The organism is Lacihabitans sp. CS3-21, assembly GCF_024343675.1.
Lineage (GTDB): Bacteria > Bacteroidota > Bacteroidia > Cytophagales > Spirosomataceae > Leadbetterella.
Window position 1 is genome coordinate 139,506 of sequence record NZ_RJUD01000098.1, and the last position, 21,305, is coordinate 160,810.

Consider the following 21,305-nt stretch of genomic DNA (forward strand, 5'->3'; position numbering starts at 1 on the left):
TGTTATGCACCTCTCGTAATATTAATGGTAATAGTACCATTAGAGTTTCCGTTTGGATTGCCCTCCGGAATCAGGTTTGCTTTAAGTTTTTTCTTTATCTGATCTTTGTAATAGTTTGTAATAGAAGGGCTTAAAGAACTCTCTAATACAGAAATTGCAATCACTTCACCTGTTTCGTCAATTACGACTTTAAACCGTATTCTACCTGTTTCGCTCGAATTGTCTTTTGGAATATTCAGAGGACCTTTATTTTTCCACCCAGAAATACTCACCGAAGCTCCGCTGCTACCTCCTCCTTTTCCCGGGTTACCATATAAACTTTTACCATCCAAAGTGCCTCTAGGATCACCTTTATCGCCTACTTCACCTGGTTTTCCATCTCCATTGTTATTGCCTCCAACGCCAGATTTTGTACCAACTGTTCCATTTGAGCCGCTTGTACCCGATGTTGGTTTTTTGAATAGCGAACCATTATCAACAGTTCTTTGCGGCTGAGGTGGCGTTGGATTTGCCGCAGGTTTAGTTGTTGTTTTTGTTGAATTATCTAAAGATGGTTTTGCACTTGGCTTTGCGGTTTCTGAAGGTTTTTTCACTGTTACTTTGGAGTCTTCTTCAGCCGTTAGAATTTTTGAAGGTGCAGATACGGCCTTTACGGGCGGTGTCACAGGTTTTGGTTCAACAGCTTTTGTAGGTTTGGGTTTACTGATTACCTTATTCTCTTCGGGCTTAACATCGTAATTATTTTTGGATGGATTCGCTTTGTTGGTAGTTTGAATGTCTCCAGAACCAACCAAATCTACGCCGTAGTTGAGGTCAACTCCCATAGCAATTGGCTCAGCAACTGGCTCATAGGCTATTTTTATTAAATAAAGTGAAAGTAAAATAAACGAATAAAGTACTACACTAATGCCAGCAGCTTTTGCCTGGTATTTATCCTTGTCAATATCTTGTAATGTTTCCACAATCAAATAGATTTAATTATTCTCATAAACGGCTTTTTCACCTGTTAATTGTTCTATTTTTCGAACGAATTCGATGGCTTGTTCTTCTGAGTTGGCCATAACAAACAGTTTATATCTGTCACCAGATTTTCTCACCCTAGCTGGAATTCCATTTTCGGCCAAATAAGCAGCTAGATTATCCACATTTTCTTTCACCTTAAAAATACCAATTCCAACAATATGACTATTACTCGAACTATCTCTAGGACTTTGATTTTTTATAGATGCTTTACGCTCACTACTATTTTCAGAGTTTCGTTTTTCAACCTTATCTACTTGTAAATTTGAATCATTGAATACTTCACTTTGAAGTTCGGTCAGAGAGTCAATTTCTTCAACCATGTTCTTTTTCTCCGACTTATTTTTAAGTGGTTTTATAAATATGGTGTAAGCTAAAGTTGAGGTAATAAGAAATACAGGAACTAAATACAGTAAAACCTTTAAGTAGCTTTTAGTTCTTGTGGGATTGGCCGAATCTTCATTTTCTAAAACCTCTACCGGCTTTGCAGAAATCGGTTTTATGGCCTTAATAAATACTTCTTCAGATTTAGTAGAATCTACCTTTTGGCTTTGCTTACTTTTTTCTTGGTAAAATTCAAGTTCGTGATTTTCATTTTTGAAAAAAAGACCTAAGTTTTCGATTTCAAATTTTTGATATAAAACAATATCAGATCTAAACTTATTCAAGAATTCGTTGTAATCAGTTTTTAAAAGTTCTTTGGGTAGATTTACTTTCAAAGAGATCAAACCTAGAAGTTTGTTATCTAAATCCCTATCAATAAGATGATTGAATGCTATTTTTTTTTCAGGAAGAACAATTTCACCATCTTTATCGAAGAATGGCTTGGAATATTCAGTCAAAAAAGCACCAATGCCAGGCAAAACTACAAAGTCTTGTTCTAGCACGATATTTACTATTTCTCGCTGAATATTGAACATTATTAGGAATTGTTATAAAGCTACGTTTATGCCAGCAACAAAGTTAAGCCCCAATTGCGGATAATTGTAATATCTCTGATAATTTTGACCTACAATATTATTCAATTTTACGAAAGCTGAAAACTGTTTGCTAAATAAATAGGTAAATTCAGCATTGACGTCTATGATATCTTTAAGTTTAACAGGTTGGCCAAGTTCTATATCTTTTGCATAAATGCCTGATATATAGTATAAATCTATAGAAGACACAATTTTATTGGTCAAGGTAAAAGTATTGCCCCAACGACTCGTAAAAGCTGGTCTGTGATAAGGTTTAGTAAACTTTACGGTTTCATAATAGTTGTAATCTAACTTCAGATTTGATTTCCAATTTTCAAAATTAGAATATCCAATTTCTGCAGACACATTTACAAAATCGGTAACGGCATCTTCATATTCAGCTTGAAATTTCGTGACATTAACAGGTTGTCCACTTGGTGAATCTGTGAGGCCATCATATTTATTGAAAAAATATAGGTTTTCATATTTTCCATAAGATATTTTGGTGTTAAAGCTTACACCAGTGTATAATTCACCTCTACTTCCAATATAGAAATCTTGATTTTTGTAGGTATTTTTCAAAACGGCTTGCTCTACCAAGAAAGGGTTCTCATTCAAAAACGAGTGCAATGTATTTCTGATAATATCTCCGTCAAAACCTATGAAAAAGTAAGTCAATGATGGTGTTTTGTATGAAATCGAGGCCGTTGGATACCCTTTCGTTACGTTTATTTTTTCTATTTGCTCAAACTCATTTACGGCTTTAAATCCAATTTTAGCTGAGATTCTACCAAAATCAAATCTGAATGCAGGTTCTACACGGTAAAGATTTCTTTTTCTTACTGGATTTATTTCATAACTATCCGAACGTTGTGTTAAATAAGCTTCCGCAGCCAATAAAGCAGTTATTTTATCTTCTTTTAGTGGAAAGTAAGCTTTAAATTGTGTTCCCCACTCTAATTCCGAAGCTTTGTAATAGTCTGATAGTGATTTTATTCCAGTTGTCAACGAATAGTCAACTTTCGGTTTTGGGTTCGTATTTTCAAACGTAGCCGAAAAATTATAAAGGTTAATTCTTTGTTTAATATCTGGTTGGGTGTAGTCCCTATGAACCAAGGTATCGTATCCATAGAAATAATAACCTCGATTTTCATAGCCCATTTCCATTTTTAGCTCATAATTGTTCTGATGGTATTTTCCATCCAAACCAATTTTACTGTTGGATATGGCAGAATTCTCGGCGGCTATTGGACCTCTTTTGGTAGAATTGTGAAATCCAGAAATTCCATAAACAAATTTCCTGTTTTGGTCTGAGTTGATATAAGTTTCTCCAAAGATCCTTCCGAAGTTTCCTAAGCCAACTTTGAAGTAATTTTTGTAACCTACCACATCTTCATTATTGTTTTTCTTTGTGACAGGACTTACCACATTTGGAACAAACTTCGTTTCTTCAACAGCGGTTGGTTTTCTATCAAAAAATGCATAAGTCATTTTTTTCTCCTTCTTATCGGTGGTTACCGGAGGAATTTTATCAATTATTCTATTAGCTTTCGGTAAAACCACTTCCCTATCCTTGGTTATATTTATTTCCTCATTGACTACTGTTTTTTGAGCAAATAAAGTACTACCTAACAAAGAGAAAAATATTATGGAACTTAAATTCTTTACTTTCATTATTTAATGGCTTTTAATTTTTGTTTGGCTGTCTCTATGGTCTCTTTGTTTTCAGAATTCTCAATTATAGAATTCAAAGTAGCTTTGGCCATAAAACTGTCATCCTTGGCCAAGTAATTGTCGGCAATCAGTAAGAAGGCTCTTTCGTACCAATATACAAAGTCGGAGAAATCGTTGGCCAATTCTTGAAGAGATTTGATAGATGCGTCATATTGTTTTTGTTTATTAAGCATATCACCCAAGAAATACTTTGCTTCGGCTCCTGACACATCTTTTGCCAAAGCTATTACAGATTCAAACTCTGTTTTTGCCTGGGCGTTCTCTTTCTTCTGCATATGTGCCTTGGCTTTGTATAGCATCGCTCTGTTTTTGGCTCCAAGCACTGTATTTCCACCTTCTTGAATCACTTTGGTACTAAACTCGATTACTTTGTCGTAGTTTCCTTTAAAATAATACGATTTTATTAAACCTTCATGAGCTAAAACAACCTCTCTTTGGTTTGAAGTAGATCCAGCTACTTGGAGGTAATTTTGGATGGCATCATCATAGTTTTGATTATCATAATTGATAGAGCCAGATCTCATTGCCGACTTTGTCAGAAATTCAACTTGATTGCTTACAATGATTTCGTTATAATATTTAAGAGCTTCTTTTTTATTTCCCAATAAATAGTAGGATTCGGCTAAAAGATAATTCGCTTCACTCGCTGAAGTACTTGTTGGATAGGCTTTTAAATAACTTTGAAAAGATTGAATCGCTTTATCGTATTTTTCCGCATAAAATAAATCTTTGGCAGAGTCAAATTGTAGATTTTGTACCGAATTTCCTCCTGGATTGCTTGTTTTGAACTGTTCTGCTATCTCAAAAAACTCCTCGCTCCTATTGGTTGCATTGAGTGACTCCCTGATTCCTAAAAGTGCCTCTTCCGCAAATTCGGTTTTACCAAATTTGTTGATAATCACTTTATAATCTGATATGGCTTTGTCATGATTTTGAATATTTGAAAAGGAAAGTGCCCTTTTTAGCAAAACTTGAGGAACCAACACACTGTTTGGCTTTTTTCTTAATAAATCTGTAAAAATAGACACCGCAGAAGCGTAATTACTCTTATCCATTTCCAAGACCGCATTTTGAAACAATGCATCGTCTATCAGTCTTGAAGAACTATATGTTTTTGTGAATTTCTCAAAAACCTCTTTTGATTCAGAATCTCTTCCTAAAAATTTCAAAGTAAGGCCTTTTTGATACATGGCATAGTCCTTATCTGTTTTATTGATTTGCAAAGCCGTATCATAACTTTTTAGAGCTTGAGCGTATTCTTTATTGGCTAAAAAACAATCTCCAAGTCTTACCAAGGCATCTTCGTAGTTTTGACTCAGTTGACTTTCATTTTTAGCCTTGGTTCTGAATTCTTCAAAATAGCCTTGTGCTTTCTTGTAGTCTTTCTGGTTGTAAAACAAATATCCGAGACTATATAAGCTTTTGAGTCTTAATATATTATCAGAAGAATTGAGAAGTTCGCGATATAATTCTTCAGTACCTGGCTTTTCAAGTTGATAATTTGACTCTGCTTTCCAAAACTTCGCCTGTAAAGCGAGTTTATTGTTAATCGGTTTTGTCAAAGATTTATTAAAATATCCAATGGCACTTTCAAATTTCTCTACATTAAAGTCTAGAACGCCTTGATTATATGTAAGCTTTTGATAGGCCTCGTCTATCTTAGGAGTTCTCCTTGCCAAACTTTCTATGTATGAAATAGCGGATACATAATTGCTGGTTTCAAACAATATTTCACTTAAAAGTTCATTTGTTTCGTCAATATACTTTCCAGTTGGGTAGGTTTTAATATAGGTTTGTAAATCTGCAGTTGCTTGTTGATTATTCCCCTTTTCTACCAACACTTTTATGTGGTTATAACTGGCCTCTTCTTGAATACTCTTATCAAAACTATTTTTCCTGGCTGCATCAAAAGCTGCCATGGCTGAATTCAAATCACCACCTCTTAATGAGGCTATTCCTAAATAATAAGCTGATTGTTGACCAAGTTCGTTATTTGCAGCAGCCAGATTTTTAAACAAAAGAGCGGATTTTTCGTAATTTTCTACTTTATAAAGGCTGTAGGCATGTCTGAAAGTAACTTGATCAGATATTGTACCTCGTCTAAAAGCTTTGAATTTTTCATAATATGCAGCAGCTTTTTCAAAATTATTCTCAAAAAAATGTACCTCTGCTGTTAATAAGCACAACTCATCTATTTTTCTACCATTCGGATTTGCTATGATTGGTTCTGTATAAGCCAATAATTCATCGTATTTCTTTTGACGATACAAAATTTGGGCAATCCAATTGGGTACTTCAGTTTTGTAAGGATTAACATTCTCGACTCTTTTTAAATCTATAATTGCTAAATCATAATTCTCATTTTGAAAGTTGATTACTGCAGAATAATAAGCCGCATTCAATGCATTTGGAGCTACGGTTCCTTTGACATAATCAAATTGCTTTAGTGCATTTTTAAAGTCTTTTAACTGATAATGAGCCAAAGCAAGCTGGTACCTTATTTCATAGGTATCCAGATTGTCTTGGCGATTTTCAAGTGCTTTCTCGAAATATTTTATAGCACCTGCATAATCACCTTTGTTGAAAAAGCTTTTGGCTAAATCATTGAATATAAGCTTAGCTTTGGGATGTTCGTGATTTTTTACGACAAATCTCTCCACTTCAATGTCTGCATCTTTGGCCTGAGAATACAAAGATGACAAAGCTGAATAATATTCTGCATTGGCAATATTGAATTTATTGGGATTGAGAGATTTTTCAGATAGCGATACATAAGTGTGTAATTCCTTCCTTGCTGCTGCATATGCTTTTTTCTCAAACAACTCTATACCATTGTTATAATGGGCCTCTAACTGGGTGTAGCTTAAGGTATTTTGAGCTGAAATTTGATGAGCTATTAATCCAAAGAATATTATCAGGAATTTGATTTTCATAAGGGATTTTTCTAGTAAAATTTGTCAAATTTAGGAAATTGTTGGCTTTTTTTATTAAAAAGCTACTCCTAAATGTCTCAAAAACATTTTTTTGGAACAAAACGTCTAAAAAAATTAAAAATTGTAGATTTGTATAAAATCAAAATTTTTCATCAATGAAAATCAAGAATCTCGCTTTTTTGCTCCTTTTATCCTTTTTTATCGGTGCAAATTCATTTGCCATTATAAAAAATCAACCTTTAAAAAAATATAGCATGACTTACGAACTGTCTATGCCCCAACCTCATACGCATTATTTTGAGGTTAAAATTGCTTTGGATTTGTCTGAAAAAAACAACGCTAAGGATTTTGTCGATTTTAAAATGGCCGCTTGGACTCCAGGGTCATATCTAATAAGAGAATATGCCAAAAACGTTGAGGGATTTGAGGCAAATTCATCAAAAAAGAATCTTAAATATCAAAAGACCTCCAAAAACACTTGGCGAGTATTTCTAGGAGATACAAAAAAGATAGAAGTTAAATATCGGGTTTATGCCAACGAATTGAGTGTAAGGAATGCTCATTTGGACGGTTCACATGGTTATGCCAATGGTGCGGCAGTATTTATGTTTGTTCCAGAACTGATGAAGGAAATGTCCATTTTGGAAGTTGTACCGCATAAATCATTTTTAAAAGTTTCAGTTGCTTTACCTCAAATTTCAAAAAATACTTTCGAAGTTCAGGACTTTGATACTTTGGTAGATAGCCCAATAGAAATTGGGAATCAGGACATAATTGAGTTTGAGAGTATGGGTGTAAAACATACGATAGCCAATTATTCTTTGGAACCGCTCAACTACGATAAAAACCAAGTTGCGGCTGATTATAAAAAAGTTGTCGAAGCTGCTTCAACAGTGATTGGAGGTCCTCATCCTTGCAAAAATTACTTGTTCATTATACATCATTTGCCTGGAATTGGGGGTGGACTAGAACATTTGAATTCAACTACTTGCCAGACCAGTCCAGAAGCTTATGAAAATAGAGATAAGTATATTGGTTTTTTAGGATTAATTGCTCATGAGTATTTTCATCTTTGGAATGTAAAAAGACTTAGGCCAGTCGCACTTGGGCCATTTGATTATGAAAACGAGAATTATACGAATATGCTTTGGGTGTCTGAAGGTTTTACTTCCTACTATCAGCACGATATTTTAAGAAGGGCAGGTTTGATAGACGAAAATAAAATGTTAAGCCAGGTGGCTTATGGAATTAATGCCATAGAGAGTACTTATGGGAATAAAGTACAGTCTGTCGCAGAAGCGTCGTGGGATGCTTGGATAAAATACTACAGACCTAATGAAAATTCGAATAATTCAACGGTGTCTTACTACACGAAAGGCGGTGTTATAGCCAATGTATTAAATATGCTTATCATAGGAGAAACCCATGCAGAAAAATCATTGGATGATGTATTACGGCTTCTTTATAAAGAAAAATATCTCGCTAAAAACGTCGGCTTTACAGATGATGAGTTTAAGAAAGCATGTGAAACAGTATCAGGCAAAGATTTGACCAAGTTTTTCGAAAACTGCATTTATGGAACTGAAACCATAGATTATACGAAGTTTTTTGAATATGTTGACATTAACGCAAATTTTTTTAAAACGCAAAAAGATAAGCCTTGGCTGGGGTTGACAATGAGAAATAGCACAGTGACAAGAATAGAAAGGGAATCTGGAGCTTATAAAAATGGGATATATGTAAATGACGAAATAATTCGTGTTGATAAAAAAGCGTTTACTTCGTTGGATGACGCCCTTAAAAATAAGAAAGTTGGCGAGAATATAAACATAGAAGTACTAAGGAGTGGGAATATTTTTGAATATGATATTCCTTTAATAGAAAATCCAACACAAGGAATTAGGCTTGTTTACAATAAAACACAAGAAGAACAAGCCAAAAAGAATTACAAAAAATGGCTTCACCTTTAAATTAAAATGGCCAGAATCAATTTCTGGCCATTTTTTTTATAAACTCAATAAGTCGTTCATTCCGTAAACCCCTTCTTTGTCTTTGAGCCACTCGGCAGCTACAACAGCCCCAAGTGCAAAGCCCAATCGGGTGTAAGCCACATGTTTTATTTCTAATTCGTCTATTTCAGAAATGTACTTTACAGTGTGCGTTCCAGGCACTTTGCCTTCTCTTGATGACCAAATGGCCAGTTCTTCTTTAGCTGCAATTTGATTATTGACCCAAGATTTTTTAGCTGAATTATTGTTTATAATTCCTTCTGCTAGGGTTATAGCGGTTCCACTAGGGGCATCAAGTTTTTCTGTATGGTGAATTTCACTAGTGAATATTTCATACTGCTCATGCGGTGCCATAAGCTTTGCTAGGAGTTCATTTATTTTAAAAAACAAGTTTACTCCGATGCTGTAGTTGCTGGCATAAAAAAATGCAGCCTTGTTTTCAACACATAGTTGCTCTATTTCTTTTCTGGACTCTAACCAGCCTGTTGTACCACATACAGTTTTGAGACCTTTCGACATACAAAACTCTAAATTGGCGTATGCAGAATGCGGTGAACTAAATTCTATGACCACATCGACACTGTCTTTATTAATAAGTTGTTTTTCTGCGGAATTGTTAAGATCAATTTTAAAAACTACTTCATGGCCTCTTTCCAAAGCCACTTTTTCGATAGCTTTTCCCATTTTTCCATACCCCAAAAGTGCAATTCTCATTATTATTTAAAGTTAAAGGCCATTTTAATGCCTAATGTTTGATTATTTTCTAAAATGCTTGGAGATATTTTCATAGAAATATCCCTTGAAACATCAAAAGTTTTTAGATGTGCGGAAACGTTGGCTTCAATGGCGAAAAGAAGCCATCCAAGCCCTAAACCAACAAAACTCAACTGTTTGTATCGTCTATATTGGTTGGCAGCTGTCGTAATTAACGTAATTGAATATGGTCCTGCCCCATCAATCACTCTTTCACTCAATCCAGCGGCCTTCATTTCTATTACATAACCTTTGTACTTTTGATAAAGCTGATTATTTCTTACAATAAAATAACCTCCAACCCCAGCGGCCCCATAAATTAGCGGCAGCTTTAGATAATTTTTATTAGTCATTTGTCCCCAACCAGGTAAAATCATTGATCTCACGAAAGCTATTTTAGGGACATCTTTGGCCGTCAAAGAGTCTATTCCAAAAGTCTTTCTAAAAGTATATTTACTATTTTTTCCAAAACTCCTCAGTTTTGCACCCCTACTTGTATCAAACGGAACTACTTTCTTGTTCAAACTGTCTATTTTGGCTATTGGTATAGGCGTTTTTCTAGTAAGACTGTCATTTTGTGCCACAGCATAGGTTGTTTTCAAAAAGAAAACACATAGGGTTAAAGCAAGAAATCGTATTATTTGCCTTATCAAAATCAGGATTATTTTTTTAGTTTAGCTAATATCTCTTCTAGTTCTTCTTTAGAGCCGAAAGGAATTTTGATTTCTCCTTTCGATTTAGAATCCGCCACTACAGCTACTTTTTTGCTAAAAAGTTGGGATAGTTTTATTTGTAAATCCTCTAAAACAATTTTTGAAGGTTTTTTGGAAGTTTCATTGGTAGTCTTTTTAACTTTTAGACCAGAATTAATTTCTCTTACCAAATCCTCAACTTTTCTTACAGAGAACTCTTTATTCAAAATTTCTTGATAGGTACTTAAAAGCAAATCTTCATTCTCTATCCCCAAAAGAGCCCTCGCGTGGCCCATGCTTAGTTTTTTTTCTGCAAGTCCTGTTTGTATAACTTTTGGGAGATTCAACAACCGCAAGTAATTATTAACAGTAGTCCTATCTTTACCTACTCTTGAACCGAGCTCATCTTGCTTAATATTACACTCTTTCAACAATCGTGAATAAGCCAATGCAACCTCCATTGGATTAAGATTCTCCCGCTGAATGTTCTCAATTAAGCCCATTTCAAGCATTTGTTGATCGGTAGCTTCTCTTATGTAGGCAGGTATTTTAGAAAGCCCCGCTAATCTTGAAGCCTGAAGTCTTCTCTCTCCAGAGATTAATTGGTAACCGTTGGCTATTTTACGAACTGTAATCGGTTGAATTATGCCTTGGACCTGAATAGACTCTTTAAGTTCAATCAGTGCATCTGAATCAAAATGCGTTCTAGGCTGGTAGGGGTTTGTTTCAATGCTATCAACACTTATTTCATAAGTTTCAATACTTTGAGCGTCATTTTCCTCCATCTCTTTTTCGGGTAACAAAGCACCTAAACCTCGCCCCAACCCCATTCTTTTCTTATTTATCATTTTGTATTTCGTTGGCTAGTTTTAGATAATCTGCAAAACCCACATTTGGAACATATTTATTTAGATTTTCAATCGTAAAATTGGGTAAACCCAAATAATAGTTTCTTGAAATGATCGTATTGTATATTAAATCCGAAAAATTCTCTTTTATAAACTTAATGTAGTTTGGCATTATCTGATTTTTCTCATCGTACTTTGTTAGCAGTATTCCGTCTATTTTTAAGTTCTCAATTTCTAAGATTTTTTCGATAGTAACGTTTAACTGATCTATTCCAAAAAACTCACATTCGATTGGAATAATTACTTTATTAAGAATTTTTAAGACTTCTGTATTACTTTCTGATTCAAAAGAAGGAAAATCGAAAATTATATAGTCATATTCGGTATCAAATTCCTTTATCTTATTTAAAAGCTTTTCCAAGTCTTGCCCTACTTTTAAATACTTCCAAGCTGATTGGCCAATCTTGACCTGTTGAATTTGATCTCTGTCTGAGACCTTTAATTCTAATCCTAAAAACTTAGAAAAATAATTCTTAGGGTCTAAATCTACGACCAAAACATTGGTACTCAAAGTTGCGAAACTTTCAGCTAAAAAGGCCACAGTGGTGGTTTTACCACAGTTTTTATCAATACTATATATCCCTATTTTATCAGCCATCATTAAAAATAATCACAAAGTTGGTTCAAATCTTTTCAAACAACAAATCTAACCTTGATGTTTTGCTAAAAAAAAGAGGCTCAAATTTGAACCTCTTAATTTTTTATCCTAAATATGCTTTTAGAGCTTTACTTCTTGAGGTTTGTCTAAGCCTTCGGATGGCCTTTTCTTTTATCTGTCTCACTCTTTCTCTTGTCAAGTTAAATTTCTCACCTATCTCTTCAAGAGTCATTGCTTGCTCACCATTTAGTCCAAAGTAGAACATAATTACTTCGGCTTCTCTTTGCGTTAGGGTAGAAAGTGCTCTAAGAACTTCTCTTCTTAAGGAGTCGTTCATCAATTCTTGGTCAGGTCTAATTTCGGTATCGTTTTCCAATACGTCCAAAAGGCTGTTTTCTTCACCTTGTACAAACGGAGCATCAACAGATACGTGTCTACCAGAAATTTTCATAGTGTCCACAACTTCGTTGGCTGATATTTCAAGAACCTCTGCCAATTCCTCTGGAGACGGTTCTCTTTCAAACTTTTGCTCCAATTCTGAGAAAGTCTTTGAGATTTTGTTCAATGAACCGACTCTGTTAAGAGGTAATCTTACAATTCTTGACTGTTCAGCCAAAGCTTGAAGAATACTTTGACGAATCCACCAAACCGCATATGAAATAAATTTAAAACCTCTCGTCTCGTCAAATCTTTGTGCGGCTTTGATAAGACCTAAGTTTCCTTCATTTATAAGGTCACCAAGTGAAAGACCCTGATTTTGATATTGTTTTGCTACCGAAACAACAAATCTTAGGTTAGCTTTTGTCAATCTTTCCAAAGACAATTGGTCTCCATCTCTGATTTTTTGAGCCAAAATAACTTCTTCGTCGGGAGTTAAAAGGTCCACTTTACCGATTTCCTGAAGGTATTTATCAAGAGATTGACTCTCTCTGTTGGTGATTTGTTTACTTATTTTGAGCTGTCTCATTTTATGAAATCAAGTTATTTTTTAATGAAAGTCTAAGTTTTAGACATTATTTCCCGACTGATTTAACAACAAACAAAAGTTTATTATTGTTCAGTCTGTGGTTTTTCTTCTCTCGGAGGTCTTGGCAATAAAATCTTCCTAGACAATCTGTACTTTCCAGTTTTCTTATCCACTTCAGTTAATTTAACTTGAAGTTGATCTCCTTCTTTCAAGACACCATCCATGCTTGGCAAACGCTCCCAACTGATTTCCGAAATATGAAGTAAGCCTTCTTTTCCTGGTAAAAACTCACAGAAAGCACCAAATGGCTGTATGGATTTAACTACTGATTCATAAACTTCTCCAACTTCTGGCATTTTTACAATGCCCTCAATTCTCTTACGAGCAGCATTCATACTGTCCCCATTTGTTGCAAAAATAGAGATATAACCTTTGTTGTCTTTTTCTTCTATGTTTACAGTTGCTCCAGACTCTCTTTGGATCTCCTGAACAACTTTACCTCCTGGCCCAATTACCGCACCAATCAATTCTCTTTCAATAATGATGGTGTGAGCACGAGGTGCATGAGGTTTTAAGTCATCATTTGGTTTGGCAATGACCTCTGTCATTTTACCCAATATATGCAAACGTCCAGCTTTGGCTTGGTTAAGAGCTTTTTCAATAATATCAAATGATAAACCTCCAATTTTAATGTCCATTTGACAAGCTACAATACCTTTAGAAGTACCCGTAACTTTAAAGTCCATGTCTCCCAAATGATCTTCGTCTCCTAATATATCAGACAAAACCGCCCATTTGCCACTTTCTTGATCTGTAATCAGTCCCATTGCGATACCCGAAACTGGTGCTTTGATTGGCACGCCTGCATCCATTAGTGATAAACAACCAGCACAAACCGTAGCCATTGACGAAGAACCGTTTGATTCTAATATATCACTAATTATTCTTATCGTGTATGGGTTTTGGTCATCAGGTGGCAATACTTTTTTCAAAGATCTCTGGGCCAAATTTCCATGACCTATTTCTCTTCTACCTACTCCTCTATTTGGTCTAACTTCTCCAGTTGAAAATCCTGGGAAATTATAGTGTAAATAGAATCTTGAATATCCTTTTACCATTGCTTGATCTACAATTTGCTCGTCAAGTTTGGTACCTAATGTTGTTGTTGACAATGATTGTGTTTCCCCTCTTGTAAACAAAGCTGAACCGTGTGCCGATGGCAAGTAGTCAACTTCACATGTAATAGGTCTGATTTCGTCAAGTTTACGTCCATCCAAACGTTTACCTTCATCCAAAACCATCTTTCTAGAAGCATCATAAGTGATGTCTCCAAAATATACTTTATGCAACGAATTACTTCTTTCTTCTTCCGGAAGGCTTTCTTTGAATTCTTTCAAAATGCTTGCAAATCCTTCACTTCTGTTGTTTTTGCCGCCGCCAATTGTACATACTGCATAAACTTTATCAAAAAGCTCATTGTACATTTTCTTTTTCAACTCTTCGTCGTGCGTTTCATGGCAATATTCACGTTTAGTTGTATTTCCTACTTTCGCTTCAAGTTCTTTTTGGGCAGTTACTTGTAGTTTAATAGCATCATGAGCGACTTTCATCGCTTCTACCATTTCGGTTTCAGAAATTTCGTTTCCTTCCCCTTCTACCATCAATATACTGTCTATTGTTCCGGCCACTATAAGGTCTAAATCAGCCTTTTCAATTTCAGAAACAGGTGGATTGACTCTGTACTCACCGTTTATTTTACATACTCTAACTTCAGATATTGGTCCGTTGAAAGGAATGTCGGAAACCATAATGGCTGCTGAAGCTGCCAAAGCTGCTAATGCATCTGGCTGAATACTAGCATCTGAAGAGTGTAATGTCACCATTACTTGAACCTCAGCATGAAAATCTTCAGGGAAGATAGGCCTAAGGGCACGGTCAATTAATCTGGAGATTAGAACCTCATTGTCAGACAATTTACCCTCTCTTCTTTGGAAACTACCAGGTATTTTACCTGCCGAAGCAAATTTTTCTTGATAATCTACAGATAATGGGAGGAAATCGGTACCTTCTTTGTGTTCTTTGTTGGCACAAACAGTAGCCAACATCATTAAATTACCACTTCGTAATACAACAGATCCGTCGGCTTGACGAGCCAACTTTCCGGTTTCTAGGGTAATGGTTTGTCCATCCGGCATTTGGATGGTTTGAGAAAAAACGTTGAACATTTAGTTAATTTTTGTGTTGTATTTCCGCTTTTGATACAACTATTTAATCCTTTATTCCGCGGGGATAATAATTCTTGTTTTAAAGAAAAAAAGGGGAATCTCGTGAAAGATTCCCTCATTTTTATTTACGAATGCCTAATTCAGCAATAATGGCTCTGTAGCGACCGATTTCTATCTTTTGTAGATAGTCAAGCAGTCTACGACGCTTACCAACTAATTTCAATAGTCCTGCACGAGTTGAATAGTCATGTTTGTGAACTTTCAAGTGCTCGGTAAGGTGAGCTATTCTAAATGTAAATAATGCAATCTGTGATTCAGCAGAACCAGTGTCAGATGCTTTTCTGATGAGACCTTTAGATTCGAAAATCTCTTCTTTCTTTTCCGGAGTTAAATACATTGATTTTAACCTAGATTAAATGATAAATAAATAAAAACAATTGCAAAGATAATACTTTATTGGAAATATTTAAGTATCAAACTACTAATTATTTTGTAGACTTTGTTGTGTTTTGCCTTTCTTTAATCGAAGAAAAATATTGGATACTTTGTTGAAAAAGGTGTAATAAGTATCATTTTCAAAAAGCCTTGCATCATTTGAAGCCTTCCGAATAAGTACCAATCCAATGATAAGTAATATAAAGTTGGGCATCCAAACACCTACAATAACTGGTATAAGACCTTCTTTGGCGTATTTGTCTCCTAACTGCATCAACACGTAATAAAAAATAAAGAAGCTTATTGAGATTAAAACAGGCATTCCAAAGCCACCTTTTTTGATAATAGAACCTAAAGAAGAGCCTACCAAGAAGAAAACCAAACAGGAAAAGGCCATGGTCAACTTATGCCAACGTTCCACATCAGATCTCCAAACATCTTTTTGTTTGGAAGTAAGTATATTTAAATCTGTTTCAATTTGTGATTTTAGGTTTTGAATGTGTGACAAAGCATACTCTTCAGTCTCCTTTGAGCGATAGCCAGATTTGAGTTCGTTTAGTTTTTTGTCTATCCATGGGCCTTCAGTAATTTTTACCAATTTCAAACTATCTTCCTGTCTAACTTTTTTGAAAAGAAAAGAATTTTGAGCTTTTAGTTGCTCTGTTTGATCGTCAATGCTTTTGTTTATCTCAATTCTAGTAGAATCTATTTTTTGGGTCAACTCACCGATGTTTTTCATGTATTCGTGGTACCTAAATTGGTCCTCATTCGTGCGTTTTATACCAAAGCTTTCTAAAGAGAAAACGATTTTATTTTTTCTGAAATTATTCTTAGTGAATTGGGTCTCATCATAAGTATTGAAGCTATTTTGATGCTCCATGTAGTTTCTACCATTAAAAAGCTCAAATATCAAATAGTTGTCGTTGTACATGGTGTACATCTTGCCAGAGTCTGCTATAGTGATGTTTTTATTGCCGTTGTTGCTGGTATGGTCGTAAACAATCACGTTTTTCATGGTTCTGCCATCAGGTAGTTTTTTCTGCACTTTTATCCTGTATCCTGGAATTTCCTTGTAAAATATGCCTTCTTGGATATTAAGCGTCATTTTGGTGGTTTTTACATCCCACAGCAATGAGTAACCTTTAAGGTTAGCCCAAGGGTTTACATAATTGTTGTAAAAAAACGATCCAATCGCAACTAAGAGAGACAAAACGAATGTGGGAACAATAAGTCTTGAAAGTGGAATACCAGCCGATTTCATGGCGGTGAGTTCTGTATGTTCGCCCAAATTGCCAAAACACATAAGCGTGGCCAGTAAAGTAGCCAGTGGTAAAGCTGTAGGAACTGTGATTAAAGAAAAGTACATGAAAAGCTTTCCGAATACGAGTAGTCCTAGGTCTTTGCCGATAAAATCATTGAAATACATCATCAAAAATCTCATCAAGAAAATAAAGACTACAATGGTGGTAGTCAATATAAACGGACCCAAGTAAGCTCTAACAAATAACTTGTCTATTTTTTTCATAGAAGCAGATTTCGATACAAAAATCGCTATCTTTTCCTCTAAATCAAAATAATTAAGTTTTATTAAGAAACATCACCCCCCTACTATTTCTTTAAGCTCAGCAATTAGGCCTTTCCACACGGTTTCCAAATCTGATGGATCATCGTTGTCAGAGCAGTCTGTTACTTTTAAAAAGATAGAGTTGTCGATTTCGCTTGTGACAAGTTTAAACTCCAAGAAATTTCCTTCGTCTGGTCCCACAAAATCGAAGCGGGTAGACTTGTTCAACCTTGTAGAGGTAAGTTCAGCCACGTGCACTTCGGTATCCCAAGTAAAATGAAACAAATGATTGCTGTCCATTGTAACTTTATCTGCAAACCACTGCTGTAAACCACCTGCTGTACTGATATAATTGTATAAAACCTTAGGAGAGGTTTTAAATGGGAACTCTTGGGTAAATTTGAATTTTGACATACAAATATCTTTTTGATTCGATTTAAAGTATTTGCTTTATTAATGCAAGAAAAAATAAGAAATAATTAATTTTTTGAAGAAGTTTTAAAAAAGGTTTTGGAAGTAATACAAAGTTTTATACTTTTGCACCTCGATTCAACGGCGGGGTAGCTCAGATGGTTAGAGCGTCGGATTCATAACCCGGAGGTCAGGGGTTCGATTCCCCTTCCCGCTACACATTCTTCTCTTTTTGTTTTTCCAAAAAAAAATATTAAATTCTTTTAAAGATGCGGCAATATCACATTGAAATTGCTGCCTTTTCCAAGTTCACTTTTGAGGATTATTCTGCCTCCATGAATATCCACAATACGCTTGCAGATGGAAAGCCCTATACCATGACCTTTGTAGTTTGAGGCATTTTTGGTTCTAAAAAATGGCTCAAATATTTTTTCGTGGTCGTCTGAAGATATTCCAATTCCAGTGTCAGCCACATTGATGATACAGTTGCTGTTGTTAAATCGAATATTGATAACCGCCATGTTATTTTCTGAGTATTTACAAGCATTATCAATCAGATTATTAAAAAGGGTTTTTAATAAAGATTTGTTTCCATTTACCGTAACGGTTTCGTCGTCATCGGGTATTTCTTCAAAATCAATAGAAATGCGATAGTTTTGGTGTTGATGCTGAAGTTCGTCTTGAACTTCAAAAAGTACCTCATCTATCCTAATTGGCACCATTTGTAAAGACTTGTCTCCTTTTTCAGATTTAGCCAATTGAAGAAGTCCATTTATCAATTGAATTAGGCGTTGGTTATCAATATTCAATGATTTTAAAATTTCTTTGTATTGTTGTGGAGTACGGTCTTTTTCCAATGCCACTTGAATCTCCGACTTTATGGCAGCCAGCGGTGTTCGAAGCTCATGAGAAGCGTTGCTTACAAAGCTTTTCTGAAGTTCAAAAGACTTTTCTATCCTAGAAAGCATCTCATTGAAATTTCTTGCCAATTGAGCTATTTCATCTTTATTATTGCCTGTACTGAGTTTTTTTGTTAAGTCTCGGGCCGTTATTTTGGAAACTTCTTGATTTATTCTGGAAATAGGCTTAAGTGATTGACCAGCAAATACAAACCCGAAAATAACGGTAAGTAATATAGAAGAAACCAAGCCGATGGTCATGGCATCTTTTATTCTTTCAAGTTTTTGTTCGCCATAAGTATCTTCGGCTTGGGCTAATATCAGGTAATCTTTTTTGAGTTCTTCATCTGTATACATTAAACCTACCACTTTTTTATTTTTGTAGTCGGCTTCATGGTATTTAAATTTCCTAATTTTTTCTAAAATTTCAGGGCTATACGGAAATTTGTTTACGGAGTCAATGTTGCTGTAGGTCACTAAATTTTCATCATTAAAAACTAAAACTTCCGCGGCATAAAGGCTTGAAAGTGTGTTTCTATCTATAACTTTGAGTAAACGTTTGTCTACGTTTTTTTCTTTTATAAGCAGTTTTGCTGTAGTTTGAGCACGATCTTTTAGATAATTATTGAACTCGTCTTTGGTATAGCCTTCTAATAAATAATACAATGAAAGAGAAAATACTACCAAAATGAGAGCAACGATCAAGGTAAATTGGAAAGCTATTTTTGTCCTGATTTTCATTTTTCTATCTCTTCTTTCAGAATATAACCCATACCTGTTTTGGTGTGTATCAGTTTGGGAGTAAAGTCTTTATCTATTTTTTTTCTAAGAAAATTAATATAAACCTCGATTACGTTTAAGCTTTGTTGGTTATTCTGTTCCCAGAGGTTTTCTGCAATATCAGCTTTTGAAACTACCCTACCCTTGTTTTTTATTAAATACTCTAAAAGAGAGAATTCTTTGGGTGTAAGCTCGATATTTTGCCCATCTCTCATTACAATTTTTGACTCCGAATCGAGTTCTAAATTGGCAATTTTTAAAGTATCAAAATGGTCGTTATCTGACTTGTGGTTTCTTTTTATAAAAACATTGATTCTAGCCAAAAGCTCTCTAAAATCGAATGGTTTAACGAGGTAATCGTCCGCACCTTTTTCAAAACCTTCTATTTTGTCTTCGGTTTCGCCCAATGCAGTAAGCATTATTATCGGTATAGAAGGCTTCTTTTTTCGAACTTCTGAGCATACCTCGTAGCCATTGAGACCAGGTAGGTTTAAGTCCAAAAGAATCAAGTCAAAATCATTGTGCAAGGCTAGTTTTAGGCCGATTTTACCATCAAATGCTATTTCAGTTTCAAAACCCTTTTCTTGAAGACCTTTGCTGATATTCTGAGCGATTCTTAGGTCGTCTTCTACAATTAGTATTTTTTTAGAACCGCTCATATTTAAATTTTAAGTTTTTGGAATGCCCAACTGAATCCAACTACCAACAAAACGCCAATTGGATTGAGCCATAAAAATGCTACAAGTTCGTATTTCCAAATCAAAATTACTAATATTTGGCCTAAAATAGCGGCCCAAAATATAGGTTTCGCTTTTATAGACTTGAGATAAAACGCTACAAGAAAAATCCCCAAGATGATACCGTAAAACCATGAACCTAAGATATTTACGAGTTCAATCATACTATTGCCAAGTTTTTGGGCAAAAGAAGCAACCAGGATACAAAAAATGCCCCAAAAAATTGTCAATGCCTTGGAATATTTTAACTCCAATTGTTCGCCTTTGGGCTTGTATTTGGTTTTGTAAATAACATCAACTAAACTCGTTGCGGCCAAAGAATGATACGCTGAGGCAACAGAGCCCATAGAAGCCGAAAATATTATAGCCACTAGCAGTCCAATAAATCCATGTGGCAAGAAATCCATGATAAATCTCAGAAATATATAATTCACATCGTTGGGATCACCAGATGGATTGTTTTTCTTAACAATTTCAGAAACTTCCGACTTTAGCTTCTTTTGTTCGTCAATTATTTTATTTAATTCACCGCTACTCACTGAAATTGCTACCTCATTTTCAGATTTTAGTGCATTTTTGAGTTCACCAACTACTTGCTTTTTTTCTTTAATTAAAGAATTGTTTTTAACTTCTATCTCTTTAAACTGTGCAGCGTATTGGCTATTTTCTATTTTGCCAACTTCTACCTTATTATAAAAAACAGGTGAATCATTGAATAAATAAAAAACAAAAACCAAAACACCAATCAAAAGGATACCGAATTGCATTGGTATTTTAATGAAACCATTCATTATCAAACCCATACGGCTTTCTTTGATAGATTTTCCTGTCAGATATCTTCCTACCTGTGATTGATCTGTTCCGAAATAAGACAATTGGAGAAAAAAACCACCAATCAAACCAGACCAAAGATTATATCTTTCTGTGGGGTTGAATTTCAAATCTATGATATTCATTCTACCAGTTTTGCCGGCAATTTGTATGGCATCTAGGGTACTCACATCGGCAGGCAAAAGCTTCGCCACACAATAACCTGCAAAAAACAATGCAAACGTCACAAAAAACATTTGTTGTAAATGGGTATATGAAATGGCCTTGGTACCTCCAATAACGGTGTAAACCAGTACTATACCACCCATAATGATATTGGTAACAGTTATGTCCCAACCGAAAATTGTAGACAAAATAATAGATGGGGCATAAATAGAAATTCCGGTGGCTAGGCCTCTACTAATTAGAAACAAAATGGCAGTAAATATTCTAACTCTCGCATCAAAGCGGTTTTCGAGGTACTCGTAAGCTGTGTAAACTTTTAATCTATGAAAAATAGGAACGAACGTAATACTTAGTACAATCATTGCCAGCGGTAGTCCAAAATAAAACTGAACAAATCGCATCCCATCTGTGAAGCCCTGGCCAGGAGCAGACAAAAACGTAATAGCACTCGCCTGAGTGGCCATCAAAGAAAAACCTACATGATACCAAGGTAATGACTGATTCCCTAGAAGATAGCCATCAATATTGCTATCTTTTCTATTTTTGTATATTCCGTAAAATATAATTGAAGATAAGGTAAGTACAAGTAATAGCCAATCAATGTTGGTCATGAAAAATATTTGGTTAGTAAAAAATACACAATAATCTGAGCCAACAAAAATCCTGCAAGTATATAATAAATCGT

17 protein-coding genes and 1 tRNA gene are annotated in these 21,305 nt (G+C 35.0%); 2 read left to right on the top strand and 16 right to left on the bottom strand.

Annotation, left to right across the window (positions count from 1 at the left end; all coding sequences use genetic code 11):
• Positions 1 to 2: 2 nt before the first annotated feature.
• The 4 genes from EGI24_RS16840 to EGI24_RS16855 are packed head-to-tail and all read right to left on the bottom strand — an operon-like array spanning position 3 to position 6,646.
• Positions 3 to 962 carry a hypothetical protein gene (locus tag EGI24_RS16840; protein WP_255049707.1) on the bottom strand — a complete coding sequence of 320 codons (960 nt, stop codon included), beginning with the start codon at positions 960 to 962 and terminating at the stop codon, positions 3 to 5.
• A gap of 12 nt (positions 963 to 974) precedes the next feature.
• On the bottom strand, positions 975 to 1,940 hold the full coding sequence (locus tag EGI24_RS16845) for an SPOR domain-containing protein (protein ID WP_255049708.1): 966 nt from the start codon (positions 1,938 to 1,940) through the stop codon (positions 975 to 977).
• 12 nt (positions 1,941 to 1,952) lie between these two features.
• Entirely contained in the window at positions 1,953 to 3,653 is a 1,701-nt protein-coding gene (locus tag EGI24_RS16850) for a hypothetical protein (RefSeq protein ID WP_255049709.1), read from the bottom strand.
• The gene (locus tag EGI24_RS16855) at positions 3,653 to 6,646 is read right to left on the bottom strand and encodes a tetratricopeptide repeat protein (protein WP_255049711.1); all 2,994 of its coding nucleotides are present in this window, start codon (positions 6,644 to 6,646) and stop codon (positions 3,653 to 3,655) included. The genes EGI24_RS16850 and EGI24_RS16855 overlap by 1 nt, the downstream gene beginning before the upstream one ends.
• Before the next feature lie 254 nt (positions 6,647 to 6,900).
• Between EGI24_RS16855 and EGI24_RS16860 the strand changes: the two genes are divergently transcribed.
• On the top strand, positions 6,901 to 8,616 hold the full coding sequence (locus tag EGI24_RS16860; protein WP_255049713.1) for a M61 family metallopeptidase: 1,716 nt from the start codon (positions 6,901 to 6,903) through the stop codon (positions 8,614 to 8,616).
• 36 nt (positions 8,617 to 8,652) lie between these two features.
• Here the strand turns inward: EGI24_RS16860 and dapB are convergent, their stop codons facing one another.
• The 9 genes from dapB to EGI24_RS16905 all read right to left on the bottom strand — a co-directional run bounded on the left by dapB (position 8,653) and on the right by EGI24_RS16905 (position 17,211).
• Entirely contained in the window at positions 8,653 to 9,369 is a 717-nt protein-coding gene (gene dapB / locus EGI24_RS16865; protein ID WP_255049714.1) for a 4-hydroxy-tetrahydrodipicolinate reductase, read from the bottom strand.
• Between the two features lie 2 nt (positions 9,370 to 9,371).
• Positions 9,372 to 10,010 (bottom strand): DUF5683 domain-containing protein, encoded by a 639-nt coding sequence (locus tag EGI24_RS16870; protein WP_255049715.1) that lies wholly within the window; start codon positions 10,008 to 10,010, stop codon positions 9,372 to 9,374.
• A 59-nt stretch (positions 10,011 to 10,069) separates the two neighbouring features.
• Positions 10,070 to 10,948 (bottom strand): ParB/RepB/Spo0J family partition protein, encoded by an 879-nt coding sequence (locus EGI24_RS16875; RefSeq protein ID WP_255049716.1) that lies wholly within the window; start codon positions 10,946 to 10,948, stop codon positions 10,070 to 10,072.
• Positions 10,938 to 11,606: a ParA family protein gene (locus EGI24_RS16880; RefSeq protein WP_255049717.1), complete on the bottom strand. Its 669-nt coding sequence runs from the start codon at positions 11,604 to 11,606 to the stop codon at positions 10,938 to 10,940. Before EGI24_RS16880 ends, EGI24_RS16875 begins: the two co-directional genes overlap by 11 nt.
• A gap of 103 nt (positions 11,607 to 11,709) precedes the next feature.
• Entirely contained in the window at positions 11,710 to 12,573 is an 864-nt protein-coding gene (locus EGI24_RS16885; RefSeq protein ID WP_255037687.1) for an RNA polymerase sigma factor RpoD/SigA, read from the bottom strand.
• Between the two features lie 83 nt (positions 12,574 to 12,656).
• A complete protein-coding gene (pnp, locus tag EGI24_RS16890; RefSeq protein WP_255049718.1) occupies positions 12,657 to 14,798 on the bottom strand; it encodes a polyribonucleotide nucleotidyltransferase in 2,142 nt (713 codons plus the stop codon).
• Positions 14,799 to 14,919: 121 nt separating this feature from the next.
• Positions 14,920 to 15,195 (bottom strand): 30S ribosomal protein S15, encoded by a 276-nt coding sequence (rpsO, locus tag EGI24_RS16895; protein WP_255049719.1) that lies wholly within the window; start codon positions 15,193 to 15,195, stop codon positions 14,920 to 14,922.
• 84 nt (positions 15,196 to 15,279) lie between these two features.
• A complete protein-coding gene (locus tag EGI24_RS16900; RefSeq protein ID WP_255049720.1) occupies positions 15,280 to 16,758 on the bottom strand; it encodes an LptF/LptG family permease in 1,479 nt (492 codons plus the stop codon).
• A gap of 72 nt (positions 16,759 to 16,830) precedes the next feature.
• Complete coding sequence (locus tag EGI24_RS16905) at positions 16,831 to 17,211, bottom strand: START-like domain-containing protein (RefSeq protein ID WP_255049721.1); 381 nt, start codon at positions 17,209 to 17,211, stop codon at positions 16,831 to 16,833.
• Between the two features lie 140 nt (positions 17,212 to 17,351).
• Here EGI24_RS16905 and EGI24_RS16910 point away from each other — a divergent pair.
• Positions 17,352 to 17,425: transfer RNA gene (locus tag EGI24_RS16910), tRNA-Met, on the top strand.
• Positions 17,426 to 17,471: 46 nt separating this feature from the next.
• Here the strand turns inward: EGI24_RS16910 and EGI24_RS16915 are convergent.
• Genes EGI24_RS16915 through EGI24_RS16925 form a run of 3 tightly spaced genes read right to left on the bottom strand, consistent with a single transcriptional unit; the run spans position 17,472 to position 21,231 of the window.
• Positions 17,472 to 18,848 (bottom strand): HAMP domain-containing sensor histidine kinase, encoded by a 1,377-nt coding sequence (locus EGI24_RS16915; RefSeq protein ID WP_255049722.1) that lies wholly within the window; start codon positions 18,846 to 18,848, stop codon positions 17,472 to 17,474.
• Positions 18,845 to 19,546 carry a response regulator transcription factor gene (locus tag EGI24_RS16920; RefSeq protein WP_255049723.1) on the bottom strand — a complete coding sequence of 234 codons (702 nt, stop codon included), beginning with the start codon at positions 19,544 to 19,546 and terminating at the stop codon, positions 18,845 to 18,847. The genes EGI24_RS16915 and EGI24_RS16920 overlap by 4 nt, the downstream gene beginning before the upstream one ends.
• A 2-nt stretch (positions 19,547 to 19,548) precedes the next feature.
• Positions 19,549 to 21,231 (bottom strand): sodium:solute symporter, encoded by a 1,683-nt coding sequence (locus EGI24_RS16925; RefSeq protein WP_255049724.1) that lies wholly within the window; start codon positions 21,229 to 21,231, stop codon positions 19,549 to 19,551.
• Positions 21,232 to 21,305 lie beyond the last annotated feature (74 nt).